Annotated in this window: 18 protein-coding genes; 14 read left to right on the forward strand and 4 right to left on the reverse strand. The window is 45.3% G+C overall.

The features are described from left to right. Positions 1 to 518 precede the first annotated feature (518 nt). From BJP34_RS18180 to BJP34_RS49040, 8 genes are all read left to right on the forward strand, one after another. Complete coding sequence (locus BJP34_RS18180) at positions 519 to 1157, forward strand: hypothetical protein (RefSeq protein ID WP_070393564.1); 639 nt, start codon at positions 519 to 521, stop codon at positions 1155 to 1157. 82 nt (positions 1158 to 1239) lie between these two features. Continuing rightward, a complete protein-coding gene (locus tag BJP34_RS18185; protein ID WP_070393565.1) occupies positions 1240 to 2244 on the forward strand; it encodes a DUF1822 family protein in 1005 nt (334 codons plus the stop codon). A gap of 250 nt (positions 2245 to 2494) precedes the next feature. Further along, positions 2495 to 4912, forward strand: coding sequence for a CHASE2 domain-containing protein (locus BJP34_RS18190; protein ID WP_229423923.1), 2418 nt, complete (start codon positions 2495 to 2497; stop codon positions 4910 to 4912). A gap of 299 nt (positions 4913 to 5211) precedes the next feature. After that, on the forward strand, positions 5212 to 5388 hold the full coding sequence (locus BJP34_RS43595) for a hypothetical protein (RefSeq protein WP_158517282.1): 177 nt from the start codon (positions 5212 to 5214) through the stop codon (positions 5386 to 5388). Next, on the forward strand, positions 5364 to 6335 hold the full coding sequence (locus tag BJP34_RS18195) for a threo-3-hydroxy-L-aspartate ammonia-lyase (protein ID WP_070393566.1): 972 nt from the start codon (positions 5364 to 5366) through the stop codon (positions 6333 to 6335). Before BJP34_RS43595 ends, BJP34_RS18195 begins: the two co-directional genes overlap by 25 nt. A gap of 186 nt (positions 6336 to 6521) precedes the next feature. After that, positions 6522 to 6797 carry a hypothetical protein gene (locus BJP34_RS18200; protein WP_070393567.1) on the forward strand — a complete coding sequence of 92 codons (276 nt, stop codon included), beginning with the start codon at positions 6522 to 6524 and terminating at the stop codon, positions 6795 to 6797. Next, a complete protein-coding gene (locus BJP34_RS18205; RefSeq protein WP_229423924.1) occupies positions 6790 to 7035 on the forward strand; it encodes a DUF2283 domain-containing protein in 246 nt (81 codons plus the stop codon). The genes BJP34_RS18200 and BJP34_RS18205 overlap by 8 nt, the downstream gene beginning before the upstream one ends. Before the next feature lie 88 nt (positions 7036 to 7123). Beyond that, positions 7124 to 7249, forward strand: a complete 126-nt coding sequence (locus BJP34_RS49040; RefSeq protein ID WP_267876300.1) for a hypothetical protein — start codon at positions 7124 to 7126, stop codon at positions 7247 to 7249. A 53-nt stretch (positions 7250 to 7302) separates the two neighbouring features. Here BJP34_RS49040 and BJP34_RS18215 read toward each other — a convergent pair whose 3' ends face one another. From BJP34_RS18215 to BJP34_RS47620, 3 genes are all read right to left on the reverse strand, one after another. Then, on the reverse strand, positions 7303 to 8454 hold the full coding sequence (locus tag BJP34_RS18215; RefSeq protein ID WP_070393569.1) for a hypothetical protein: 1152 nt from the start codon (positions 8452 to 8454) through the stop codon (positions 7303 to 7305). Positions 8455 to 8667: 213 nt separating this feature from the next. Continuing rightward, entirely contained in the window at positions 8668 to 12894 is a 4227-nt protein-coding gene (locus tag BJP34_RS18220; RefSeq protein WP_070393570.1) for a DUF4114 domain-containing protein, read from the reverse strand. A 1014-nt stretch (positions 12895 to 13908) separates the two neighbouring features. Next, positions 13909 to 14058: a hypothetical protein gene (locus BJP34_RS47620; protein WP_158517467.1), complete on the reverse strand. Its 150-nt coding sequence runs from the start codon at positions 14056 to 14058 to the stop codon at positions 13909 to 13911. A 30-nt stretch (positions 14059 to 14088) separates the two neighbouring features. On the opposite strand from BJP34_RS47620, the gene BJP34_RS49045 reads away from it, so the two are divergent. Next, positions 14089 to 14223, forward strand: coding sequence for a hypothetical protein (locus tag BJP34_RS49045; RefSeq protein WP_267876301.1), 135 nt, complete (start codon positions 14089 to 14091; stop codon positions 14221 to 14223). A gap of 125 nt (positions 14224 to 14348) precedes the next feature. Further along, complete coding sequence (locus BJP34_RS43600; RefSeq protein WP_158517283.1) at positions 14349 to 14525, forward strand: hypothetical protein; 177 nt, start codon at positions 14349 to 14351, stop codon at positions 14523 to 14525. 226 nt (positions 14526 to 14751) lie between these two features. On the opposite strand, the gene BJP34_RS18230 is transcribed toward BJP34_RS43600, so the two are convergent. Further along, positions 14752 to 16377 carry an IS1634 family transposase gene (locus BJP34_RS18230; protein ID WP_070393572.1) on the reverse strand — a complete coding sequence of 542 codons (1626 nt, stop codon included), beginning with the start codon at positions 16375 to 16377 and terminating at the stop codon, positions 14752 to 14754. Between BJP34_RS18230 and BJP34_RS43605 the strand changes: the two genes are divergently transcribed. The 4 genes from BJP34_RS43605 (at position 16376) to BJP34_RS43615 (ending at position 21084) form a co-directional block, all read left to right on the forward strand. Next, positions 16376 to 16549, forward strand: a complete 174-nt coding sequence (locus tag BJP34_RS43605) for a hypothetical protein (protein WP_158517284.1) — start codon at positions 16376 to 16378, stop codon at positions 16547 to 16549. The two genes, BJP34_RS18230 and BJP34_RS43605, sit on opposite strands and share 2 nt — an antisense overlap. Then, positions 16546 to 16788: a hypothetical protein gene (locus BJP34_RS43610; protein ID WP_158517285.1), complete on the forward strand. Its 243-nt coding sequence runs from the start codon at positions 16546 to 16548 to the stop codon at positions 16786 to 16788. Before BJP34_RS43605 ends, BJP34_RS43610 begins: the two co-directional genes overlap by 4 nt. 232 nt (positions 16789 to 17020) lie before the next feature. Next, positions 17021 to 20950, forward strand: coding sequence for a HEAT repeat domain-containing protein (locus tag BJP34_RS18235; protein ID WP_083305239.1), 3930 nt, complete (start codon positions 17021 to 17023; stop codon positions 20948 to 20950). Continuing rightward, on the forward strand, positions 20935 to 21084 hold the full coding sequence (locus BJP34_RS43615) for a hypothetical protein (RefSeq protein WP_158517286.1): 150 nt from the start codon (positions 20935 to 20937) through the stop codon (positions 21082 to 21084). Before BJP34_RS18235 ends, BJP34_RS43615 begins: the two co-directional genes overlap by 16 nt. The last annotated feature ends 1 nt before the right edge of the window (position 21085 follow it).

The following is a 21085-nucleotide window of genomic DNA, read 5'->3' on the forward strand; positions in this document are numbered from 1 at the left end:
TACATCAACTGGGAGGAAATCCTAGAGGCATATGTCAAAAACTGTCCAAGATGTTTGACAAGCTCTAGTAAAGCTACGTTACTTACTTACTACAAGGTGTCTTCCAGAGATTCCCGAAAATTTGATCAAAAATTTCTGGGAATTGGGAAACATCACTGCTTAGCTTAGGTGTTAGGTATTAGGTGTTAGATGTTGAAATTTAATTTTAATTAAAGTGTTGTATTTTATACTTAATGCTTTAGTTAATAACTGCTAGCTTTTGGTTATTAAACAATAAGTTTTAAATATTAGATGTTAGATGTTAGATAGTTAAGCCTAGTTTCTAGTTTCTAGTGTTTAACACATCATACCCTTACTGTCAATAGATCAATACTGGCTTAGTCTTCACCAAAACTCCGAGTATCCTGGAGTAGTTCACATTACAGACCTGAGGCTGACCCGAGCTTTGATATACATACTGATGTGAACATAGTATTTTCGGGGAAAGGCAATATCAGCAAAGGCGGAGCGATCGCATTATGACTCAACTCTATGAGCAGCTCAACCAGCTAGTGACCGCAGCATGTAGTCATCCACCTGGAAGCGCTCACCGTCAAAAAAACTTAACAAAAATTATTCGTTTAGTCCATAAGAAACTTTGGCAAGAACATAGTCCCTACTATCAAGACGCACTCCAACAAACCTGGATTTACTTTTGCCAGAATATTTGCGAAGGTAAAACCGGTAATCCCTACGACTCTAGCCGTGGCAGTGTGGTCACTTGGCTCAATTTCTACTTGAAGAAACGACTCCAAGACTTTCGTATCAAGAACCTAGACCGAGAAAATAACAGAGTATCTCCTAGCAAGGGTAAAAATGGTGAAAACCTTGACCCGATCAATAGTGTGGCAGCTCCACCGGACGTGCCTACGTTACTCGAAGATATAAGGGAATGGGTGGAAACGGCGGCTGTTGATAGTGATCTACGCACTACCCATATTAAAGGTCATCGAGAGGTCACCTGCCAAGTCTTAATTTTGCGACGCTTGCCTCCAGAAACTAGCTGGAAAACCCTATCCGAAGAGTTTAATGTATCAATTTCTACATTAAGTAGCTTTTATCAGCGACAATGTTTGCCCCGTTTGCGTAAATTTGGAGAATCGGAGGGATATCTATAATAGGAGGTTCCTTAAAAAGACTTACCTTAACCTTAACCTGCTTGAGTCAAGGTGTTCACATCAGTACAGAAACACAATTCCTATGACCTACAACACCCATAACCTAGAACAATTTGCCCTTCCTCTGCCCATTACTAACAATGCACGCAGCCGTGCTGAGCAATTTGCTAGGCAGCAGCCTACCCCTCAAAAAGCTGAGCAAGTTCGACTCAACACCTTGGCTGTGTTGGTTGTCAATGATTACATGCAAATGATGGGCATGCCTACAGATTTAAAAGCCTCAGACAGCTGGAACCCTATTATACGCCTGTTAGCTAATGTGGCAGACTTGGAAATATCCGGTATCGGTCGTATTGAATGCCGAGCAATCAAATCCCAAGATTCCGTTTGCCATATTCCCCCCGAAGTTTGGTCTGATCGGATTGGGTATGTAGTTGTTGAGATTAATGAACAATCCTCGGAGGGAACAGTGTTGGGATTTACTCCAACTGCAGATACCGAAGAGTTATCCATTAGTCAACTACGACCTGTTGACGATTTAATCGATCACTTTCATCCACCCATGACACAGGTAACCCCCAAGCCTGCTGCTGTTGCCCACAGAACAAGGGTAAACTTGAGTCAATGGTTAGACAATGTGGTTGAAACTGGTTGGCAAACTCTTGAAAGCTTGGAAAACTTGTTAAACCCACCCGAACCAATTTTCGCTTTCCGCTCTGCTGGTCTAGACTCAACTGAGGCGTTACCCCTAGAGGAAAATCTTGATGTGGGCATTAGGCGGGCTAAGTTAATCGACTTAGGGCTATTGCTAGCTGGTTCCCCCGTGGCTTTGGTGGTGGAACTTGTGCCAGAATCTGAACTCAAGCAAAATATTCGCCTCAAGGTATATCCCACCGGCAGTAAAACCTATTTGCCTGCCAACCTCACCCTCACTGTGCTGGATGCATCCGGAACAGTTTTTCTTGAAGCCCAAGCCAGACAAATCGATAATTACATTCAATTGCAGTTTAGTGGTGTACCAGGAGAGCAATTTAGTGTCGAAGTTGCCCTTGGCGATGCCAGGATTATTGAGGATTTTACCATCTGATCCCATAGTGTGGCCTACCGCCAATCTAGGAATTATCGAATTTAGCCATCGACACACCACTCAAAGCGTTATAATTCAAAGTCCTTCGGGAATAGATCGGTTATCTGGTGTCTTGTTTGATATCAGTTTTGATATCACTCAGTGGTCAATCCTAAGACACCGATACACCCTCTATAAACTTATATAAACCTCTATAAATAGGTAAAATTAGGGGACAAATCACATCTGCAACACAAGTGATCCATGACCAATGACCAATAACACGCGAAGTATTGGTAAATTAGTTGTCTTAAAGATAGGAGATGGTTGTTTTGACAAAGGGTTTCCAGTCACTTTACAGATTTGGGAAGAGGGCAAAAGACCCTTGTTGGAAATCACTGGCAGGCTACCTCCTGCTCCTGAAATTCTGCAATCGTGCCAAAGTTGGACAACGAGTTATCACAGTTTGGGGTTACGTTCCCGTTTAGAAGCATCAGTGGTACAAGTGACGAATGTATCTAAACTGGAACGGTGCTACAATGCTGCCCAAGTCTTAGGCGATCGCTTAAATGCTTGGCTATCTTCAGAGCCATTTCGACCGATTAAGGAGAAATTACTCGAACAACTATCACCCTCCGATGAAATCCGTCTAATTATTCAAACCGAGAACAGTTGTTTACGGCGACTGCCCTGGCATCTGTGGGATTTTTGGGAACGCTATTCCAAGGCTGAAATTGCTTTAAGTGCCTTAAAGTTTGAACCAGCCAAGGGAAATCCCAAGCCCCACGCCAAGGTGAGAATTTTAGCAATTATTGGCAATAGTATTGGTATTGATACCGAAGCGGATCAGAAGTTGCTACAGCAATTACCTGATGCTCAGCTCACGTTCCTTATAGAACCCAAGCGCCAGCAAGTCCATGAAGCCCTTTGGGAGCAATCCTGGGATATCCTCTTTTTTGCTGGACATAGTTCCAGTAAAAACGATGGAGAGACGGGTCACATTTATATTAATAAAACCGATAGTTTAACCATTAATCAGTTAAAGTTTGGCTTAAACAGAGCAATTGTAAAAGGCTTAAAAATCGCTATTTTTAATTCTTGTGATGGCTTGGGTTTAGCCTCGAATCTGGCTAATTTATACATTCCCCAAATTATTGTGATGCGAGAACCGGTACCCGACCGGGTTTCACAGGAATTTTTGAAATATTTTTTAACCGCTTTTGCTGGGGGGCAGTCTTTCTATTTAGCAGTGCGGGAAGCTAGGGAACGATTACAAGGGATAGAAGATGAGTTTCCTTGTGCAACTTGGTTACCGATAATTTGTCAGAATCCCGCCGCCAAGCCACCGACTTGGAAAGAGTTGAGGGAAAGTGTTCCGGTACCACCTCCACTTCCAACTCCAAAACCTTCACCTCCACCTCCACCTCCAATCCCACCCCTGACCTTCGTCAAGGTATTAGTGAGCAGTTTGGTAATTACATGCTTCTTAATAGTTATACAGCAGCTCAGTTTACTGCAAGGTTTGGAGTTGAAAGCCTTCGACCACCTGATGAATCGAAGACCAGCGGAGTTTCCCGATTCCCGTCTGATAGTGGTAGAGGTTACTGAAAAAGATATTGAAGCTCAGCAGTCGGATTTAAGACCAGATACCTCCTTATCAGACCGATCACTCAAACAACTGTTAGAGATACTTAATTCCTCTCAAGCCAAAGTCATTGGCCTAGATATTCATCGTGATTTTTCTGTAGCGCCAGACTACCAAGATTTGGGAACGCTCCTACAGGAAAGCGAGAATTTGGTTGCAGTGTGCAAAGCCAGTAATGAAGACGATCCAGGAATTTCACCACCGCCAGAAGTTCCGAAACACAACTTGGGCTTTAGTGATGTTGTAGCTGACCCAGACGGGGTGATTCGTCGCCATCTGTTGGCCTTTAACCCTGATCCAACATCAGTTTGTAGTGCTTCTTATGCTCTGAGTACCCAGTTGGCCATGCGGTATCTAGTGGCACAGGACATCTTTCCCACGTACACCGATCAAGAATACTTACAGCTAGGTGATGTAGTCTTTACACCCTTAACCAAGCATACTGGCAGTTATCATAACCTGGATGATTGGGGACACCAAATCATGCTGAATTACCGTTTTCACAAATCTCCAGAGGATTTTGTTCACCAAGTCACTCTCTCTGAAGTTCTAAACAGTCAGATCAATCCTGATGCCTTCAAGGGAAAAATTGTTCTGATTGGTGTTACTGCTCCCAGCCGTGATGATTATTTTTTGACACCCTATAGTAAAGGTAATGACATAGAGGATCAAACACCAGGGGTAATTCTCCATGCCCACATGGTAAGTCAGATTCTCAGTGCTGTTTTAGATCAGCGACCCCTGATACAAGATTGGCCCGCATGGGCTGAAGTAGTTTGGATTTGGGGTTGGTGCCTAACGGTTGGTCTGGTGTGTTGGCGCTGTAAATCATCCATACGTTTGGGTGTGTTGCTGTTGGCTCTATCGATTCTCTACGGGTCCTGCTTAGGTCTGTTGAAACAAGGGTATTGGGTACCATTAGTCCCCTCAGCCTTGGCGGTGGTGGTTATTGGTGGTTTTATTGTTCTGTATGATATAGCAATTCTCTATGCCATGAGGTACAAAGGGATCCCCCTAAATACCCCTTATCAAGGGAGACTTTGAGGTTCATAAGTGTACCTCATAAATTATAGAAACGCTATAAACTTTCACCATATCCTCTAAAATTGGTCAAGTAATCTAAGAATTTAGAATTTAGAATTTAGAATTTAGAATTTAAATTTTAGAATTTAGAATTTAAAATTTAGAAGTCAGTAAGGCTTTTTCTTTTATTGATCAGAGGTTGTCTGAGAAGTATCATTTGCTACATCCAAGCCCCCTAAATCCCCCAATTTTGCGGTGCGACCCAAGGGCGATTTACTCGCCCATTGGCAAGCGCACCGGAAGGGACTTTTAGAAGCAAATTGACTCTTGTTCCCCCCAAAGTTGGGGGGCTAGGGGGGCAAAATTCAGTATCAAAAAACTTTTCAGATATCCTCTCAGGTACATTCAAGTTTCTTACCCCGACTCCCGACTCCCGACTCCCGATTCCCCGACTCCCTAACTCCCTACTGCCATGGAAGTGCAAGCATTACCCGTAACCTACACTGACATAGAAGCCGCCGCTAAACGCCTATCGGGCAATGTCCATCAAACCCCAGTCCATACCTCCAGGACTGTCAACCAGCTCACCAACGCTCAAGTCTTCTTTAAATGCGAAAACTTCCAACGTATTGGTGCCTTTAAGTTTCGAGGGGCTTATAACGCTCTGTCACAACTATCTGAAGAACAAAAACAGCGAGGGGTTCTCACCTTTTCCTCTGGTAATCATGGCCAAGCGATCGCATTATCGGGCACCCTCCTCGATATCCCCACCACTGTAGTTATGCCCAAAGATGCCCCAGCGGTCAAGCAAGCCGCTACCCGTGGCTACGGTGCTGACGTCATTTTATATGATCGGGCTGAATTGAGACGGGAAGCATTAGCCGAAGAGTTATCACGCGATCGCAAACTCACTATCATTCCTCCCTACGATCACCCCCATATCATTGCTGGACAAGGTACTACTGCCAAAGAACTCCTAGAACAAGTCGGTCCACTGGATCTGTTACTGGTGTGTTGTGGTGGTGGTGGCTTACTCTCAGGATGTGCGATCGCAACCAAAACCCTATATCCTAATTGCCGTGTGATTGGTGTAGAACCAGCACAGGCCGATGATGCCACCCGTTCCTTCCATAGCAAAATCCTCCAAACTGTTGACAATCCCAATACCATTGCTGACGGAGCCAGAACTCCCAGCCTCGGCAAACTTACCTTTCCCCTAGTCCTTCATTACGTTGATGAGATGGTAACTGTATCGGAAGCTGGGATTATCCGTACCATGTTTTTCCTGTGGGAACGGCTCAAAATTGTAGTTGAGCCCACTGGTGCCTTAGCTGCTGCTGCCCTACTTGAAGGGGTCATTAAAATGCCCAATGCTCGGATTGGTGTCATTATCAGCGGTGGCAATGTGGATTTGAAACAAATTGCTGAATTGACTGGAAAATAGGTATCAGAAGTATTAAGTATTAAGAATTAAATATTAAGGATGAGGTATTTGTAGGATGGTACGAACTATCCACCGTAAGCGATCGCGTTTTGGTTAGAATTGAAAGATATTGTAATAAGGAGTGGGATTGCTTGTGTGTATTATCGAAGTTGCGCTCGCCACTCAAACTTCAGCAACCTTTAACAAATGCCACAAATTGTCTGGTCAAATTATCTGCAGTATCGAGCCGAACTAAGGGGATTTGACCTAGGTAAGATCGAGGAAATCCTGAGATTTTCTGGAGAGAGATATTATGATACCGTCACAGGCAGACAAATCGCAGTTGGCAAGCATGACAATCAGTTAGTCATAATCCCTTATGAACGCAGTGGTGATTTGATAACTCCAGTAACTATCCATAGTACCACCCGTCAACAACTAAGATTCCGCTTAAGAACTGGGAGATTTACCATTAATGAATAAGTTAATTAATAATGCCAATATGACATACTTTGAACAAGAGGATATCCTTCACCTTACCCTGTCTGATGAACCAGAAGCAGGTAGTGTCGAAATTAGTCCCAACATTACCGCCGAACTCAATGAAGCAGGAGAATTAATTGGAATAGAGATTATCCAAGCAAGTTCCTTCATCCGAGACGCCATTGTAGAATCAGCCCAGGGAAAGCTCTTGAATCTTTCGGCTAAGCATTCAGCTTAGGGACTTACGTGTAAAAAAAATACCAATTAAAGTAGGGTGGGCAAAGTTATGTTATCTAGAAGACTCATTTTCACCAAAATGTGTCTTGATGCAGTCGCTCATAGGGGAAACCACGCCAGTCGCTCATGGGGGGAACCCCCAAGACCGCGCTGCCTCCCCAAGACCGCGCTGCATCGCTTTTTGCCCACCCTACAAGCTGATAGCTGATAGCTGATATCTGAATACTGATCGCTGAATGCTTACCAAACCACACCAAGTATAGGAAACTTACTGACTTGCTATCTCAGATTTTTGGTTTAAATCTTCCACTAATTGTACTAGATCAGGATTAGTCTCTGCCCATGACTTCCGCTTATTCCTGATTTTCCCGAGGTGGGATTCAACATTTTCTGGTGTCATTAGAACACCAAAATCCTCTGGAACAGTCTGAGATTGATAACTGAATAGGCGATTTAGGATTAAATCACCAACTTCCTCGCGATAATGAGAGCTATCCCAATAGTTTTTCATCTCTTCCCTAATCGCTTCTGTGGTAATGCTGTTATACCCAGAGAAATCCCACACTGGTGTAATCTCCACTAACCGACGTTTCCATTCTTCAAACACTGGCCACAGTCCGGTAACCCGCAGACTTTCCCATTGAGTAGCATGGGATGGTGATATAAATACCTTTAGCTCTATGCCTTTTTCCTGACAGGTATCAACAATGTCTTTAAGATCATTCAAAAAACTATCGGAAAGTCGATAATCTTTATAATAGCCGTCAGTGGTCATTAAGCCCTTGAGCATGTCCTGAAAGCCGGCTGGTAAAGGTTTCTTAGGCTTATTGTTATAAATAAAACGCATACCATTGGCATCATAGAGAAAGTAAGCCTTTGACTTGATACTAGAACTTAGGGTTGATTTGGTAGCATTCAGCGCGTTTAGGGATAGGGTCGAATTAATCACCTCTTGCAGGGGAATAGTTTTTTGATTAATCAGACTTTCCTTAAAATCTGGAGCATTAGTTTTCAAGTCATTGAACATGAAGAAGTCAATACCAATCACAACGGTTTTTAAATCCGGTTGATTAGTTAGAGCATGGTCAAAATAACGTTTAACTTCATACATATTCGGACCCACTAGTGCCAAATTGTATCCGGAGTTTCCTGGTTTCAGTCCTGGGTGGTTTGGGTTAAGTCCCAGGTCAGTTCGTGATGACCCTAACAAAACGATTTTGGGTTCATTACGAATAACATCTATAGCCTTGAATAGTCTGACATGGTTAAATTGTTCAGGCTTTAACTGATTTAGACCGGGTAACTCTGGGCTATTTATGACTCCGTAAGGGTCAACCGCAGCGTTCAATAAGCCAAACCCGAATAAACTCGGAAAGGTAACTGCTGCCAAGGTTAGGTGAAATCGACGATAGGAGTTCATATAGATTACGATGGCATTTCTATAGTGCTATTCGCTTTTTAATTTTACCAGTTAAAATATTGGATGAAACAAAAAAAACCTCAGTTGATACTGAGGCTTGTAGACTATATCTGCTTGAGTCCAAAATCTGGAGTAATTCTAGGGTGCCTTAATAACCACCCTACTACTATAAAAAAGCGTCCGCAGTCTGGTTAGACAACACTAAGACAACACTTAGGCAACAGTTAAGTTAACCTGAGCCACCACATCGTTGAAGTCTTCGTCACCACCACCGAACAGATCCTCGAAACCAAAGGTGTTATCTCCTAGCAGGCGAATATGGTCAACTCCATCTGGGTTAGCCCCCACGTAAGCAAAGTAGGCATTCAGGTCGGAATCCTCTTGATCTGCATTAGAAGGATTATTAGCTAGGAACTCCGCTGCTGTACCATCGGAAATCAGGAATGGAGCCAGTATTACCCCACCGGATACTCCAGCACTTAAGTTTACCTGATTTGAGATTGCAGCTTCTGCATAACCAGCATCACCGGGATTGAAACCGTTAACTGTGCCACTGAAATTATCAACCACATACCAGCCAACGGTATTATTGAATTCAGCTTCACTGTTGACCACAAGACTACCAGTAACTGTACCAGTCACGTCGGTCAAATCGATCAGTTCCAGTATCCCTTGAATGTCGTTAGGGCCTGTTCCCAGTGGCGCAGTGGAACCTGTACCGTCTGAGACAACCACAGTGGCATCATTGTAGTCGAAGTCATTGCTATCTTCAAAGGCCAAGGTTAACTGACCATTGCCATTGTCAGTGACCTGTAGATGGTTCTGACCATCGCTATTCAATGAAGGATCACTGAAGAATACGTTGGAGGTAGAATCCTGTCCCGCTAGCACCCCATCAACAGAGCCACCTTGAATCACGTAGAATACCACGTTATCGTCGGGGTTAAAACTGTCGATGATGCGGGTGGGTTGAGCACTACCTAAACTGTCAGGGAGAACAGAGAAAATCGTCTCAGCTCGGAACAGAGCAGCTTCTACATAACCACTCTGACCAGGGGCAATGCCATCAATTGTACCTTGGGCATCATCAGTAACAAATGCTCCAATTTCACTGACCTCACCAAGTTCGCGACCTGTAAGAGTAAATCGCAGGGTGTCGCCGTTAACCGTAAAATTATTATTGGCATTCTGAGTTAGAGGCGTCGTAGGCGTAGTCTGTTCAATGGTGAAGTTAACAGTGTCTGTGTTAATGCCCCCAATACCATCGCTTACCTCAAAGGTCAAGCTATCAGTGCCAGTGAAGTCGGCATTGGGCGTATAGATAATAAAGTCATCTGTGGCATCATTGGCAGTGCCATTATCATTGACTACTGCTGTCCCGTTGCTTGGATTGCTGACAATTGCAAAAGTTAGCGGATCCCCATCAGGATCAGAGTAGTTAGCGAGAACATCAAGGGTAACTGGAGTGTTTGCCCCAGTAGTAGCACTATTATTATTAGTGTTTGTGACTACTGGAGATTCATTAACACGAGTCACTTCAAGGTTAACCGTAGCTGTGACCGCAGGATTGGTGCCATCATCGATCTGGTAGGTGAAGCGATCAAACCCAATGAAACCATTATTAGGAGTATAGGTAATCGTGCTATCTTGATTAACGGTTACTGTGCCATTAAGTCCTTGCTCGTTAATGGTTACAGTCAGCGCATCACCGTCAGGATCAACGTCATTAGCTAAGACATTGATATCAACCCCAGTGTTTTCTAAAGTGGTAGCAGTATCGTCTGCCGCTACTGGAGATTCATTAGCAGCAGTAACATCAACGTTAACGGTAGCTGTGACTGCAGGATTGCTGCCATCATCGATTTGGTAGGTGAAGCTATCAGCCCCAGTGAAGTCGGCATTTGGCGTATAGGTAATAGTGCCATCTTGATTGACTACTGCGCTACCATTACCGCCCTGCTGGCCAATGGCCAAATTGACGGCATCACCTTCAGGATCAGTGTCATTAGCTAAGACATTGATATCAACTGCAGTGTTTTCTACAGTGGTAGCAGTATCGTCTGTGGCTACTGGAGATTGATTAGGAGCAGTGACATCAACGTTAACAGTAGCTGTGACCGCAGGATTGGTGCCATCACTAATCTGGTAGGTGAAGGTATCAGTGCCAGTGAAACCATCATTAGGAGTGTAGGTAATGGTGCTATCAAAATTGACTACTGCCGTACCATTACCGCCCTGCTGGTCAAGGGTTACATTGAGGGCATCACCCTCAGGATCAAGGTCATTAGTTAGGACATTGATATCAACTGCAGTGTTTGCCGCAGTGGTAGTACTATCGTCTGTGGCTATTGGAGATTCATTAACATTAGTGACATCAACATTAACCGTAGCTGTGACCGCAGGATTGATGCCATCACTGACCTGGTAGGTAAAGCTATCAGCCCCAGTGAAGTCAGCATTGGGCGTATAGGTAATGGTGCCATCTTGATTGACTACTGCGCTACCATTACCGCCCTGCTGGTCAAGGGTTACAGTCAGGGCATCCCCTTCAGGATCAGAGTCATTAGCTAGGACATTGATATTAACCGCAGTATTTTGCTCAGTGGTAGCAGTATCGTCTGTGGCTACTGGAGAGTCATTAGCAGCAGTAACATCAACGTTAACGGTAGCTGTGACCGGAGCATTGTTGCCATCATCGATCTGATAGGTAAAGCTATCAGTGCCAGTGAAGTTGGCATTGGGCGTATAGGTAATGGTGCCATCTTGATTGACTACTGCTGTACCATTACCGCCCTGCTGGTCAATGGCTACATTGAGGGCATCACCTTCAGGATCAGAGTCATTAGCTAGGACATTGATATCAACCCCAGTGTTTTCTACAGTGGTAGCAGTATCGTCTACCGCTACTGGAGATTCATTAGGAGCAGTGACATCAATGTTAACCGTAGCTGCAACCGGAGGATTAGTGCCATCATCGATCTCATAGGTAAAGCTATCAGTGCCACTGAAACCATTATTAGGAGTATAGGTAATGGTGCCATCTTGATTGACTACTGCTGTACCATTACCGCCCTGCTGGTCAATGGCTACATTGAGGGCATCACCTTCAGGATCAGAGTCATTAGCTAGGACATTGATATCAACTGCAGTGTTTGCCGCAGTGATAGCTGTGTCGTCTACCGCTACAGGAGATTCATTAGGAGCAGTGACATCAACGTTAACCGTAGCTGCAACCGGAGGATTAGTGCCATCATCGATCTGATAGGTAAAGCTATCAGTGCCACTGAAACCATTATTAGGAGTATAGGTAATGGTGCCATCTTGATTGACTACTGCTGTACCATTACCGCCCTGCTGGTCAATGGCTACATTGAGGGCATCACCTTCAGGATCAGAGTCATTAGCTAGGACATTGATATCAACTGCAGTGTTTGCTGCAGTGGTAGCTGTATCGTCTGTGGCTACTGGAGGTTCATTAGGAGCAGTGACATCAACATTAACTGTAGCTGTGACCGCAGGATTGGTGCCATCATCGATCTCATAGGTAAAGCTATCAGTGCCACTGAAACCATCATTAGGAGTATAGGTAATGGTACCATCTTGATTGACTACTGCTTCGCCATTACCGCCCTGCTGGTCAATGGCTACATTGAGGGCATCACCTTCAGGATCAGTGTCATTAGCTAGGACATTGATATCAACTGCAGTGTTTGCCGCAGTGGTAGCTGTATCGTCTGTGGCTACTGGAGGTTCATTAACAGCAGTGACATCAACCTCAACCGTAGCTGTGACCGCAGGATTTGTGCCATCATCTATTTGATAGGTGAAGCTATCAGTGCCACTGAAACCATTAACAGGAGTATAGGTAATGGTGCCATCTTGATTGACTACTGCTGTGCCATTACCGCCCTGCTGGTCAATGGTTACAGTCAGGGCATCACCCTCAGTATCAGAGTCATTAGCTAGGACATCAATGGTAACGTCGGGATTGCCACCAGTACTGACAGTGTCATCTACTGCAACAGGAGCTTCATTAACTAGGTTGAAGTCAATATAATCAAGTCGAAGAAATTCCTGAGCGTTACTTTGCCCGCTAATGGTGATTTGAGCACCCTCGGGAATAAAGATGCTATTGGTAACGGTTATATCCCTGAAAGCATCAGCAGTAGGTAAAATACCAGCATTAGCATTGGGATTATTGAGAGTTAATGAAAACGTCTCATTACCAATGGTGACATCCACTGTGCTATTCCCGTCTGTTTCATCAGAAGCGTTCAGGATAACCTCGTAAGTGCCACTGGGCAGATCAAAGGTTGTACTAGCAGTGCCAGTGCTATCAGGGTCAGGTAAATTGATGACTGTATTACCTGCAAATATATTATCAATAACTATAAAATTAGTTAGAGTAAAGCGGGGGTCTTCAAATTCAAATCTTGGCATAATATTTCGTATTAAAAAACTCCTCGGTTGCTAAGGCTGTGGGCACTTAACGTTGACAATTATTCTAAGCATTTAGCTATCAGCTAAAGGCCTTTGGCCACGCTACGCGAACAGCTATCAGCTGACCGCTGAAGGCTGATAGCCTTTTATATCAAGAGAGTAAGTCCATAGGTTTATTTTTACTTTACAGGTGACCCTAGCCTGACATACAGGTCATAGCAAGATTGCTGTTGAACTCATCATTAATAGCTGATAGCATAGAGTGGATAGCAGGCCCCTGAATGCTTATCTAATGATCTACCAATAAATAAATACCTACTAACGTCCAGATATCCGGATTTATTTTCCAGATTAATGGCAAAATGTAAGATGCCATAATACAGCTTTCCTGATGCTATTAGCCAATATAAAAATATATTTTTTAATCAGAAATATTAAGTAATTGTCGATTTAGTATTATGTATTGAGAGTATATTATTACTGACAATGAAGCGATGACCCGAAATATTTTATCACGGAATATTCCTGATAAAAAGGAAAGAGCTTTGCCATCCATGCTCTTTCCTTGATATAGAAAAATACCTTATTCATTGATGTCATGAGTTTTGTTTAATGTCACTAGTATTCGGTTAAGTTTATCAAGTCTTTATAGTAGTAATTTTCTATTTATGCTAAATAAGGCAATAGGGAATAGGGAGTAGGGAGTAGGGAGTAGGGAGTAGGGAGTAGGGAGTAGGGAACGGAGAAGATTTAGGGTTGTGGAACGGGCATCTTGCCTGTTTCAGCTAAAAATTCTGTTTTGGTTATGCGATCGCTAATCCCCCAGCTAAACCCCAACTGGGGATCCCCCCTACTTTCAAGGGTATGTTTTTTACAAAGACGTCAGGTGTGGGGTGTAGGGTGTGGGGTGTGGGGTGTGGGGGATAAGAAAATGTACTTAATTTGTCGTTATTAATCATTATTGTCTTGATGCAAAGCGCGAGTGGTTTGAATTTACCGTAAGACAGTGGAGCCTTAATCAATAAGTTTTCCCCCTTTTCTGCATAGCCTACCAACCATAAAGGCTCCACTGTCTAAGGTTTTGTCTCCGGGGGAAACCCCCTGTTCCGAAGCTGCATCGCTTCTTCGTTGTTTTCCTTTTCCTCTCCCTCTAGGTCGTCCCATGTTTTACCCAAATGTAAAAAACCTACCCCTGTGAGGATCCCCCCTAACCTCCCAAAACAGCGGGGGGAACACTTACTATGTTTACCACACTTACCACACTCCCTGCTCCCTACTCCCTACTCCCTCAAAAAAAGTTTGTTACAAAATCTTAAAAATATGCTATAATATAAAATTTTTGGTGGTAAACTAAAAATGTGGACAAAATAAAGTTCATGGGAAGAGCCAGCCTAAGAGTTTTCGCAGGCTGCAGGCTGGCTCTGGGTCACCTTTACAGGAGATAACTTAATTTTATGTCCCATAGACGCCTATACCCATGGGTGATGGTGAGGTTGTTGCCACCGATGGCACCAGTGGTTTTCGCTCGGTTCGACAACCCTGCTGATGCCAAGGGCTATGTGCAGGTTTTGAAAGCCTTGATGCCTGGTGCCAAGTTTCTACTTTTTTTGGATCACCGAGTAATTCCGTAGGGTGTGTTAGGGGCGGGCTTGCCATCATGTTCAACCTCATAGCAAGTGTTGGGAAAGGCCGCCCCGTAACGCACCACCCTTGGTCTCACCCTCATTTTCACGGTAGCCATGGTTGGGACAGCGCGTCCGAAAATATTGATCACAGGCAAGATGCCTGTTCTAGCAACAACCCAATTCCACCAACATGCCTATGAGGAAAATATTGATCCCACATTCCGCAGGTGGGTCAGACCAATAAATAATATTTTTGACATGGGGCACCGAGAAACTGAAGAATCCTCTGATGCTCAGGAGTTAAATTGACAATCTGCTGCACTCCATTCAGGATGACCAAGTGAATCGACTGAAAACACTGAAATACCCAACGCATCGTTGGGGTAGCCGTTGGCTTGCCCAATTGATTCTGAATCTTCTGCTTGGTGCTGGTCAGAGCTTGACGTAAGGCTCTTTGTGCCAAAGTGTAAACTAACAAACACAAACCCATCACCATGGCCAAGGCAGCTACCCGCTCAGGAGTTTTGAGGAAGACACTGTCGGTAAAGAACATCGGATCTTTGAGAAAACGGAAACCCCTCTCAGTGCTTTGTTGCCCTTTGTACTGACATAGGAGCTGATCTCGGCTGAGTTGTTTCGATTCAAGGACATTGGTGGCAAGAACGAATCGTCCCGCCCTGGTTCGAGCCAGGGCAACCACCTCTTCTTTAACTGTCAAGGTCCCTTGGAGACGATAGTGATAGCCGTCAGGAGCTTGTCCTGTTCGCGGTCGTCCCGCCTTGCGGTAGTAAGGGTGCGGTACCACTTCGAGCTGAAACAAGCGATGATAGCGCAACTGTTGGTTTAACTTTTGGCCGGCTGCTAAGGCATCAGCAGCACAGGCGAAGTCTTGTTGACCTAACTGCTTGAGTTGTTTTTTAGCCAACTCCTGATGCTGTTGGATTTTCTGTTCCAGGTGCTTGAGGTCAGCTTCTTTTCTGGCTTGACTCTCTACGATCAACCATTGCTGTTTGATACCGGCGTAGGTACTACAGACACAAGACCATCGGTATTGGCTCAATTGAGACGGGTGGAAAGCTTCTTCAGGTAACTGTTCCATTAACTGTTGTGCCCCTTTGATTGTCCCTGGCACTCGGCTGAGCCATCGCAGATTGGTCAACGACTGAAGGTTTTCCTGATTGTACAGAGCGGCATCGGCAACAAACAGAGCATTGCCGTCCCACTGCTGTCTAAATTCTTTCATCAACTGGGCGAAGACGGCTTGGTCTGATTCATTACCATCAGCTACCCGCAAGTATAGGGGTACATCTCCATCTCCACTGCAGATCAAATCCACCATAAACTGCTTGAGGTCTGGCCGATGGTCTCTAGAATAGCCATGAGTAATCTTGAGGGCTGTTGGCTCTTCTGAGGGGAGGCTCTGTTGGCTCAGATAGGATCCATGAACGTGGAACGAACTTGAATCGAGGTGGAGGCTGTCAAAGTTAACCCCAAACTTGGAGGCTGCTGCCAGGGCTACTTTGACAAACAGTTGAGTCAATCCAGCTTCAAAGAGTTGGTCGAGGACTCTCCCCAAACGGTCGTCGTTGAGGTGTTTCGGTTTAATTCCCTCTCCCAGCAGGTGTTCAGTGGCTTTGCCCACAAAAAATCTCTCAAACAAGTAGAGGGGGGCACTGACTAAGCCCAATCCATTGATAATCATGGCTTTGACCCCTACTCCAGCACTCAGAATTTCTTGGGGGTGGGTTCCCAGTTCCTGGTTAATTTGCTCCACCAACCCCATCTGGTCGATTATTCCCGCTACTATCCCGCAGTGGTCAAGATCTTGTACTCTAATTGATGATGCTATTGGTGTCATGAAACAAAAATACCATAGTTTTTCTGTCCAACCTGCGGAATGTAGGTTGATCACAGGCAAGATGCCTGTTCTAGCAACAACCCAATTCCACCAACATGCCTATGAGGAAAATATTGATCACAGGCAAGATGCCTGTTCCACTAACAACCCCATTCCACCAACATACCTATGAGGAAAATATTGATCACAGGCAAGATGCCTGTTCTACCAACAACCCCATTCCACCAACATGCCCGTGACCACAATATTGATCACAGGCAAGATGCCTGTTCCACTAACAACCCCATTCCAGCAACATGCCCATTCCAAGCTAAATCTTCCCGACTCCCGATTCCCGACTCCCGACTCCCGACTCCCGATTCCCTGTTCTATATAATAGTCACTAAAATTGGTATAATTAAAACCAATTAACCTTCGGGGAGCATCGTAGTGTCAAAGGATTGCTGGACTTAGGGTCTAGCGCCAAAATCAGCATAATTATAGTTACAGCGTTTTTCATAACCATGGGGTACACAGGATTATTTACCAGATCCGCTGTTCCCTATTCTGTGCTCTTTTCCCCCCTTATTCTCTTTTCCCCCCTTATTAAGGGGGGTTAGGGGGGATCCCTATTAGCTGACTAACTCCTTGGGAAACTATCTCCATGCCCCATAGAGGCGATGCCAACCGCCCAAAGCTTTTCCCTACGTTTAAGACGAGTGTTAAGCAGTGCCTATGTTGTTTGTTAGCACTGCTAGTAGCGGTACTGTTGATTGTCAACGGGAGTCACGCTATATTAATTATCAAAGAGATTTACACTGAAGAAACGAAGCCTGAGACAGAATTGTGGCAGCTCAAGGGGATTGTGGCAGCACTGGATGACCCCGACCCCGAGGTATGGGTTAAAGCTTTCGACAAATTGTCTAGGTATGACTTGGAACAACTAAAGCCCCCCCTTGAGATTCCTAAAGACAGAATTGAGCAGATTGTAGGCTGCTTAGGGTATGAGAATCAGACAAAGTCGGTTCAGTCCAAAGTCCGTGCTAGTGCAGCACAAGCTCTGGGGGAAATGGGAGCAGCAGCAACTCAGTACGCTCCCCAAATCGGCCAACTTTTAACCGACTCAGATAGTGATGTCCGTGCTAAGGCAGCATCGGCTCTAGGGAATATGGGAGCAGCGGCCTCTGAGTACATTCCTCAAATTGCGAAACTTTTAACCGACTCAGATAGTGATGTCCATGTTAGTGCGACATATGCTCTGGGGAAGATGGGAGCAGCAGCAACTCAGTACGCTCCCCAAATTGTTGAACGTTTAACCGACTCAGATTTATCTGCCCGTTTGAGTGCAGCATCGGCTCTGGGTCAGATGGGAGCAACAAATAAGGACATAGCCCCCCAAATCCTTCCACTTTTAACCCACTCAGATAGTTATGTCAGTGATAGTGCGGCATATGCTCTGGGACAGATGGGAGCAGCTGCCTCTAAGTACGTTCCCCAAATCCTTCCACTGTTAACCAACTCAGATCGTAATGTCCGTTATAGTGCAGTATTGGCTCTGAGGGAGATGGGAGCAGCTGCCTCTGAGTACGCTCCCCAAATCGTTGAACGTTTAACCGACTCACATAATAGTCTTCTTGATACTACTGTGGCAGAAGTTCTGGGTGAGATGGGAACAGCTGCCTCTGAGTACGCTACCCAAATTGCCAAACTTTTAACCCATTCAGATCGTGATGTTCGTTATAGTGCGGCAGAAACTCTGGGTGTGATGGGAGCAGCCGCCTCTGAGTACGCTCCCCAAATCCTTCCACTGTTAACCGACTCAGATAACCAGATCCCTGATAGGGCGACATATGCTCTGGGTGAGATGGGAGCAGCCGCCTCTAAGTACGCTCCCCAAATCCTTCCACTGTTAACCCACTCAGATGATAATGTCCGTGCTAACGCGGCATACGTTCTGGCGCGGATGGGAGTAGCACCATCTGAGATAGCTCCCCAAATCCTACAACTTTTAACGGAATCAGATTGGACGGTCCGTGCTAATGCGGCACGGGCTTTGGGGCAGATGGGAGCAGCCGTCTTTGAGTACGCTCCCCAAATTGCTAAACTTTTAACCGACTTAGATAGTGATGTCCGTGCTAGTGCGGCAAAAGCTCTGGGGCAAATGGGAGCAGCTACCTCTGAGTACGCTCCCCAAATCGCTAAACTTTTAACCGACCCAGACAGGAATGTCCCTAATACTGCAGCAAAAGCTCTGGAGCAGATGGGGCCATTAAAGTTAAAAGACTTACTTTCGGTATTAAATCAAGTTTACTGGTATCAGCGAGAAGCACCAAGCTTACGTTTTCTGGCCTATTTCCTCAGTGGTGGGGAAAAAGACTCACTGCGCTTAATTCATTGGCTGGGCTCACCTGAGAAATATCCCCATGAAAATGAAGATCACGCCATCAATCACCAAGAAGGGGTGAAAGTTCTCGAGCTATTTGAGCAAATCTGGGAACCTAGTAAATCTCTATCTAAACTGCGCAAAGACTTAGAAAGGCAGATTGCGGTAGTTGTGAATCAGGTCAGCTGGGAACAAACAGATATGGAGCTGCTTAAGAAACACTACAAAAATCTTAAGTCTATAAACTCCCAAGTTGCTGCTGTCGCTGTCAAAGCCAAAATTGTTGCCCTAGAACGACAGCACTGGTTTCTGATTGGGTTTAAGGTTTGGCTAATCCATGTCAGTGGCTGGTTGTTGCTGATCATCATTTATCCCCGTTCTTCCCAAGTCCAAGCCCTAATCTGGGACCGAAAATTCCGCACCATTGTGGGCTTAGGCTATATCAGCATTGCTCTGATCTGGATTCCCTGGTTGCGCTACCGATTACTGGCTCCCTTCCGTGAGGTGCTGGTGGCGGATGCTAGCTTAGATAGCTTTGATCCCCAGGCTTACTTTCCGGACTCTCACGTTAAAATTACACGAGCCACCCATACCCAACCGATTCAAACTGCCATTGGCCAACTGCAGTCTCCGGTGGTTCTGGTAGGGGAATCGGGACTGGGCAAATCCATGTTTCTCCGCAATTTAGTCAAAACCTCCGGGCGGCTTGCGGTGTACTTGCCAGCCAGCCAATGTGCCGGTGGTGTGGTGGAAGCGATTCAAGCTAAATTGCCCATCGCTGCCCATGACCCTCAATTCCTACAAAGCCTGATTAACTACAATACCCTAGATATCTGCATTGACGGACTCAATGAAGTCAGCCCTGACACCAGAGCTACTATTAATACCTTTGTGGAGCATCACGTCCAGGGGCATATTATCCTCACCACCCAACCCTTGGAATGGACACCCCCAGCGACGGCTAAAACCTACGTGCTGCAACCCCTCAAGCGCCAGCAAATTGCAGAGTTCCTCACCTCTCGCCAAGGGATTTTGCCTGAGGATGTCCCGGTATCCGGTGTGGCCTACGAGCAAGCCTGTGACGACTATCTGGCCAGCCAACTCCACCAAACCCAATCCAAACAGGAGTTAGCGGCAGTACGTCGGTTTCTGTCCAATCCCATGGATTTGACTTTGGTGGCGCAACTGTTGGCCCAGGGCAAAGACCCGGATTTGCTCAACTTGCAACAGCAGCAGTATGAAATCATGGCAGAGGACTATCAACAGATTCACCTTTGTCCCTTTCCCCTGGCTGAATTTGCTGAAACGGTCTACCAGATGCGCCTCCATGATCAAATTACCATCCCAGAAGAGGGCTGCTTGGATGAGTTGCACTGTATGGAACGCTATAAAATGGTATTAACTCGTCAGCAGAAGGATGGCTTTGGTCGTACCTATCGAGAATGGAAGTTTCGTCACGATAAAATCCAGGAATACTTTATCGTCCAGACCTTCCTCAAAACCGAGAATCGAGAACGTCAGCACGAGCATCTGAGTGACCCCCGATTTCGCGGTGTCTACCTGCTGCTGGCCACCCTGTTGGAGGTTGAGCAAGCTTGGGTATTACGGGAAGTCCTGATTCAATCCGCTGCGGAAACTAAAGACCATGTCGTCAGTGACCAGTTCATCCAGCGATTTAATTCTCGTCAAGAGTTAACCCAAACCACTAATAACTATGGTGTGCTTGCCCTTTACCAGAAGCATTACCAAGACCTAATCGAAATTGCTAGACTACAAGCAAGCCGACTTATCACTGTTGAAAATAAGGCCATGAGTGACTCAACGTCAGACTCCAATCACTCCAACTATCAGTCTAAATACGATCAGCGTAATTGTAACAATAGCTTTAGTAACTTTGTCGATGCGACTCAAAGTGAATTTAAGCAAGAAATTGCTACTCAAACTCAACACAATTATGCCCCGGAGAAAAACCAAACCCTAAGCGAAGCCGCCGCTGAAATTCAAGGATTATTAAAACAATTAGAGCAAAGTAATCCCAACGCCACGGATTTAGAAAAGACAGCGTTTGTGAATATTGCGATTCCAGCAAGTACTAAAAAACGGTTGCTCAGTGCCTTAGAAAGTGGTGGGAAAGAAGCCCTTAGAGAATTATTAGATAATCCTTATGTGAATGTGGGCATGGCGATTGTGGAAGGATGGCAGAATCCTTAGTAGGGTGTGGGGTGTGGGGTGTGGGGTGTAGGGAACAGGCAAGAGGCAAGAGGCAAGAGGCAAGAGGCAAGAGTCCCCATCTCCCACACTCCCGACTCCCGATTCCCGATTCCCGATTCCCCACTCCTGATTAAA

The organism is Moorena producens PAL-8-15-08-1 (assembly GCF_001767235.1).
GTDB lineage: Bacteria > Cyanobacteriota > Cyanobacteriia > Cyanobacteriales > Coleofasciculaceae > Moorena > Moorena producens_A.

Bases quoted from the DNA above. Each gene is read 5' to 3' on its own strand.
- BJP34_RS18180 (WP_070393564.1), top strand. From the start codon at position 519: ATGACTCAACTCTATGAGCAGCTCAACCAGCTAGTGACCGCAGCATGT.
- BJP34_RS18185 (WP_070393565.1), top strand. From the start codon at position 1,240: ATGACCTACAACACCCATAACCTAGAACAATTTGCCCTTCCTCTGCCC.
- BJP34_RS18190 (WP_229423923.1), top strand. From the start codon at position 2,495: ATGACCAATAACACGCGAAGTATTGGTAAATTAGTTGTCTTAAAGATA.
- BJP34_RS18195 (WP_070393566.1), top strand. From the start codon at position 5,364: ATGGAAGTGCAAGCATTACCCGTAACCTACACTGACATAGAAGCCGCC.
- BJP34_RS18200 (WP_070393567.1), top strand. From the start codon at position 6,522: ATGCCACAAATTGTCTGGTCAAATTATCTGCAGTATCGAGCCGAACTA.
- BJP34_RS18205 (WP_229423924.1), top strand. From the start codon at position 6,790: ATGAATAAGTTAATTAATAATGCCAATATGACATACTTTGAACAAGAG.
- BJP34_RS49040 (WP_267876300.1), top strand. From the start codon at position 7,124: ATGCAGTCGCTCATAGGGGAAACCACGCCAGTCGCTCATGGGGGGAAC.
- BJP34_RS18215 (WP_070393569.1), bottom strand. From the start codon at position 8,454: ATGAACTCCTATCGTCGATTTCACCTAACCTTGGCAGCAGTTACCTTT.
- BJP34_RS18220 (WP_070393570.1), bottom strand. From the start codon at position 12,894: ATGCCAAGATTTGAATTTGAAGACCCCCGCTTTACTCTAACTAATTTT.
- BJP34_RS47620 (WP_158517467.1), bottom strand. From the start codon at position 14,058: ATGGGACGACCTAGAGGGAGAGGAAAAGGAAAACAACGAAGAAGCGAT.
- BJP34_RS43600 (WP_158517283.1), top strand. From the start codon at position 14,349: ATGTCCCATAGACGCCTATACCCATGGGTGATGGTGAGGTTGTTGCCA.
- BJP34_RS43605 (WP_158517284.1), top strand. From the start codon at position 16,376: ATGAAACAAAAATACCATAGTTTTTCTGTCCAACCTGCGGAATGTAGG.
- BJP34_RS18230 (WP_070393572.1), bottom strand. From the start codon at position 16,377: ATGACACCAATAGCATCATCAATTAGAGTACAAGATCTTGACCACTGC.
- BJP34_RS43610 (WP_158517285.1), top strand. From the start codon at position 16,546: ATGAGGAAAATATTGATCACAGGCAAGATGCCTGTTCTACCAACAACC.
- BJP34_RS18235 (WP_083305239.1), top strand. From the start codon at position 17,021: ATGCCCCATAGAGGCGATGCCAACCGCCCAAAGCTTTTCCCTACGTTT.
- BJP34_RS43615 (WP_158517286.1), top strand. From the start codon at position 20,935: ATGGCAGAATCCTTAGTAGGGTGTGGGGTGTGGGGTGTGGGGTGTAGG.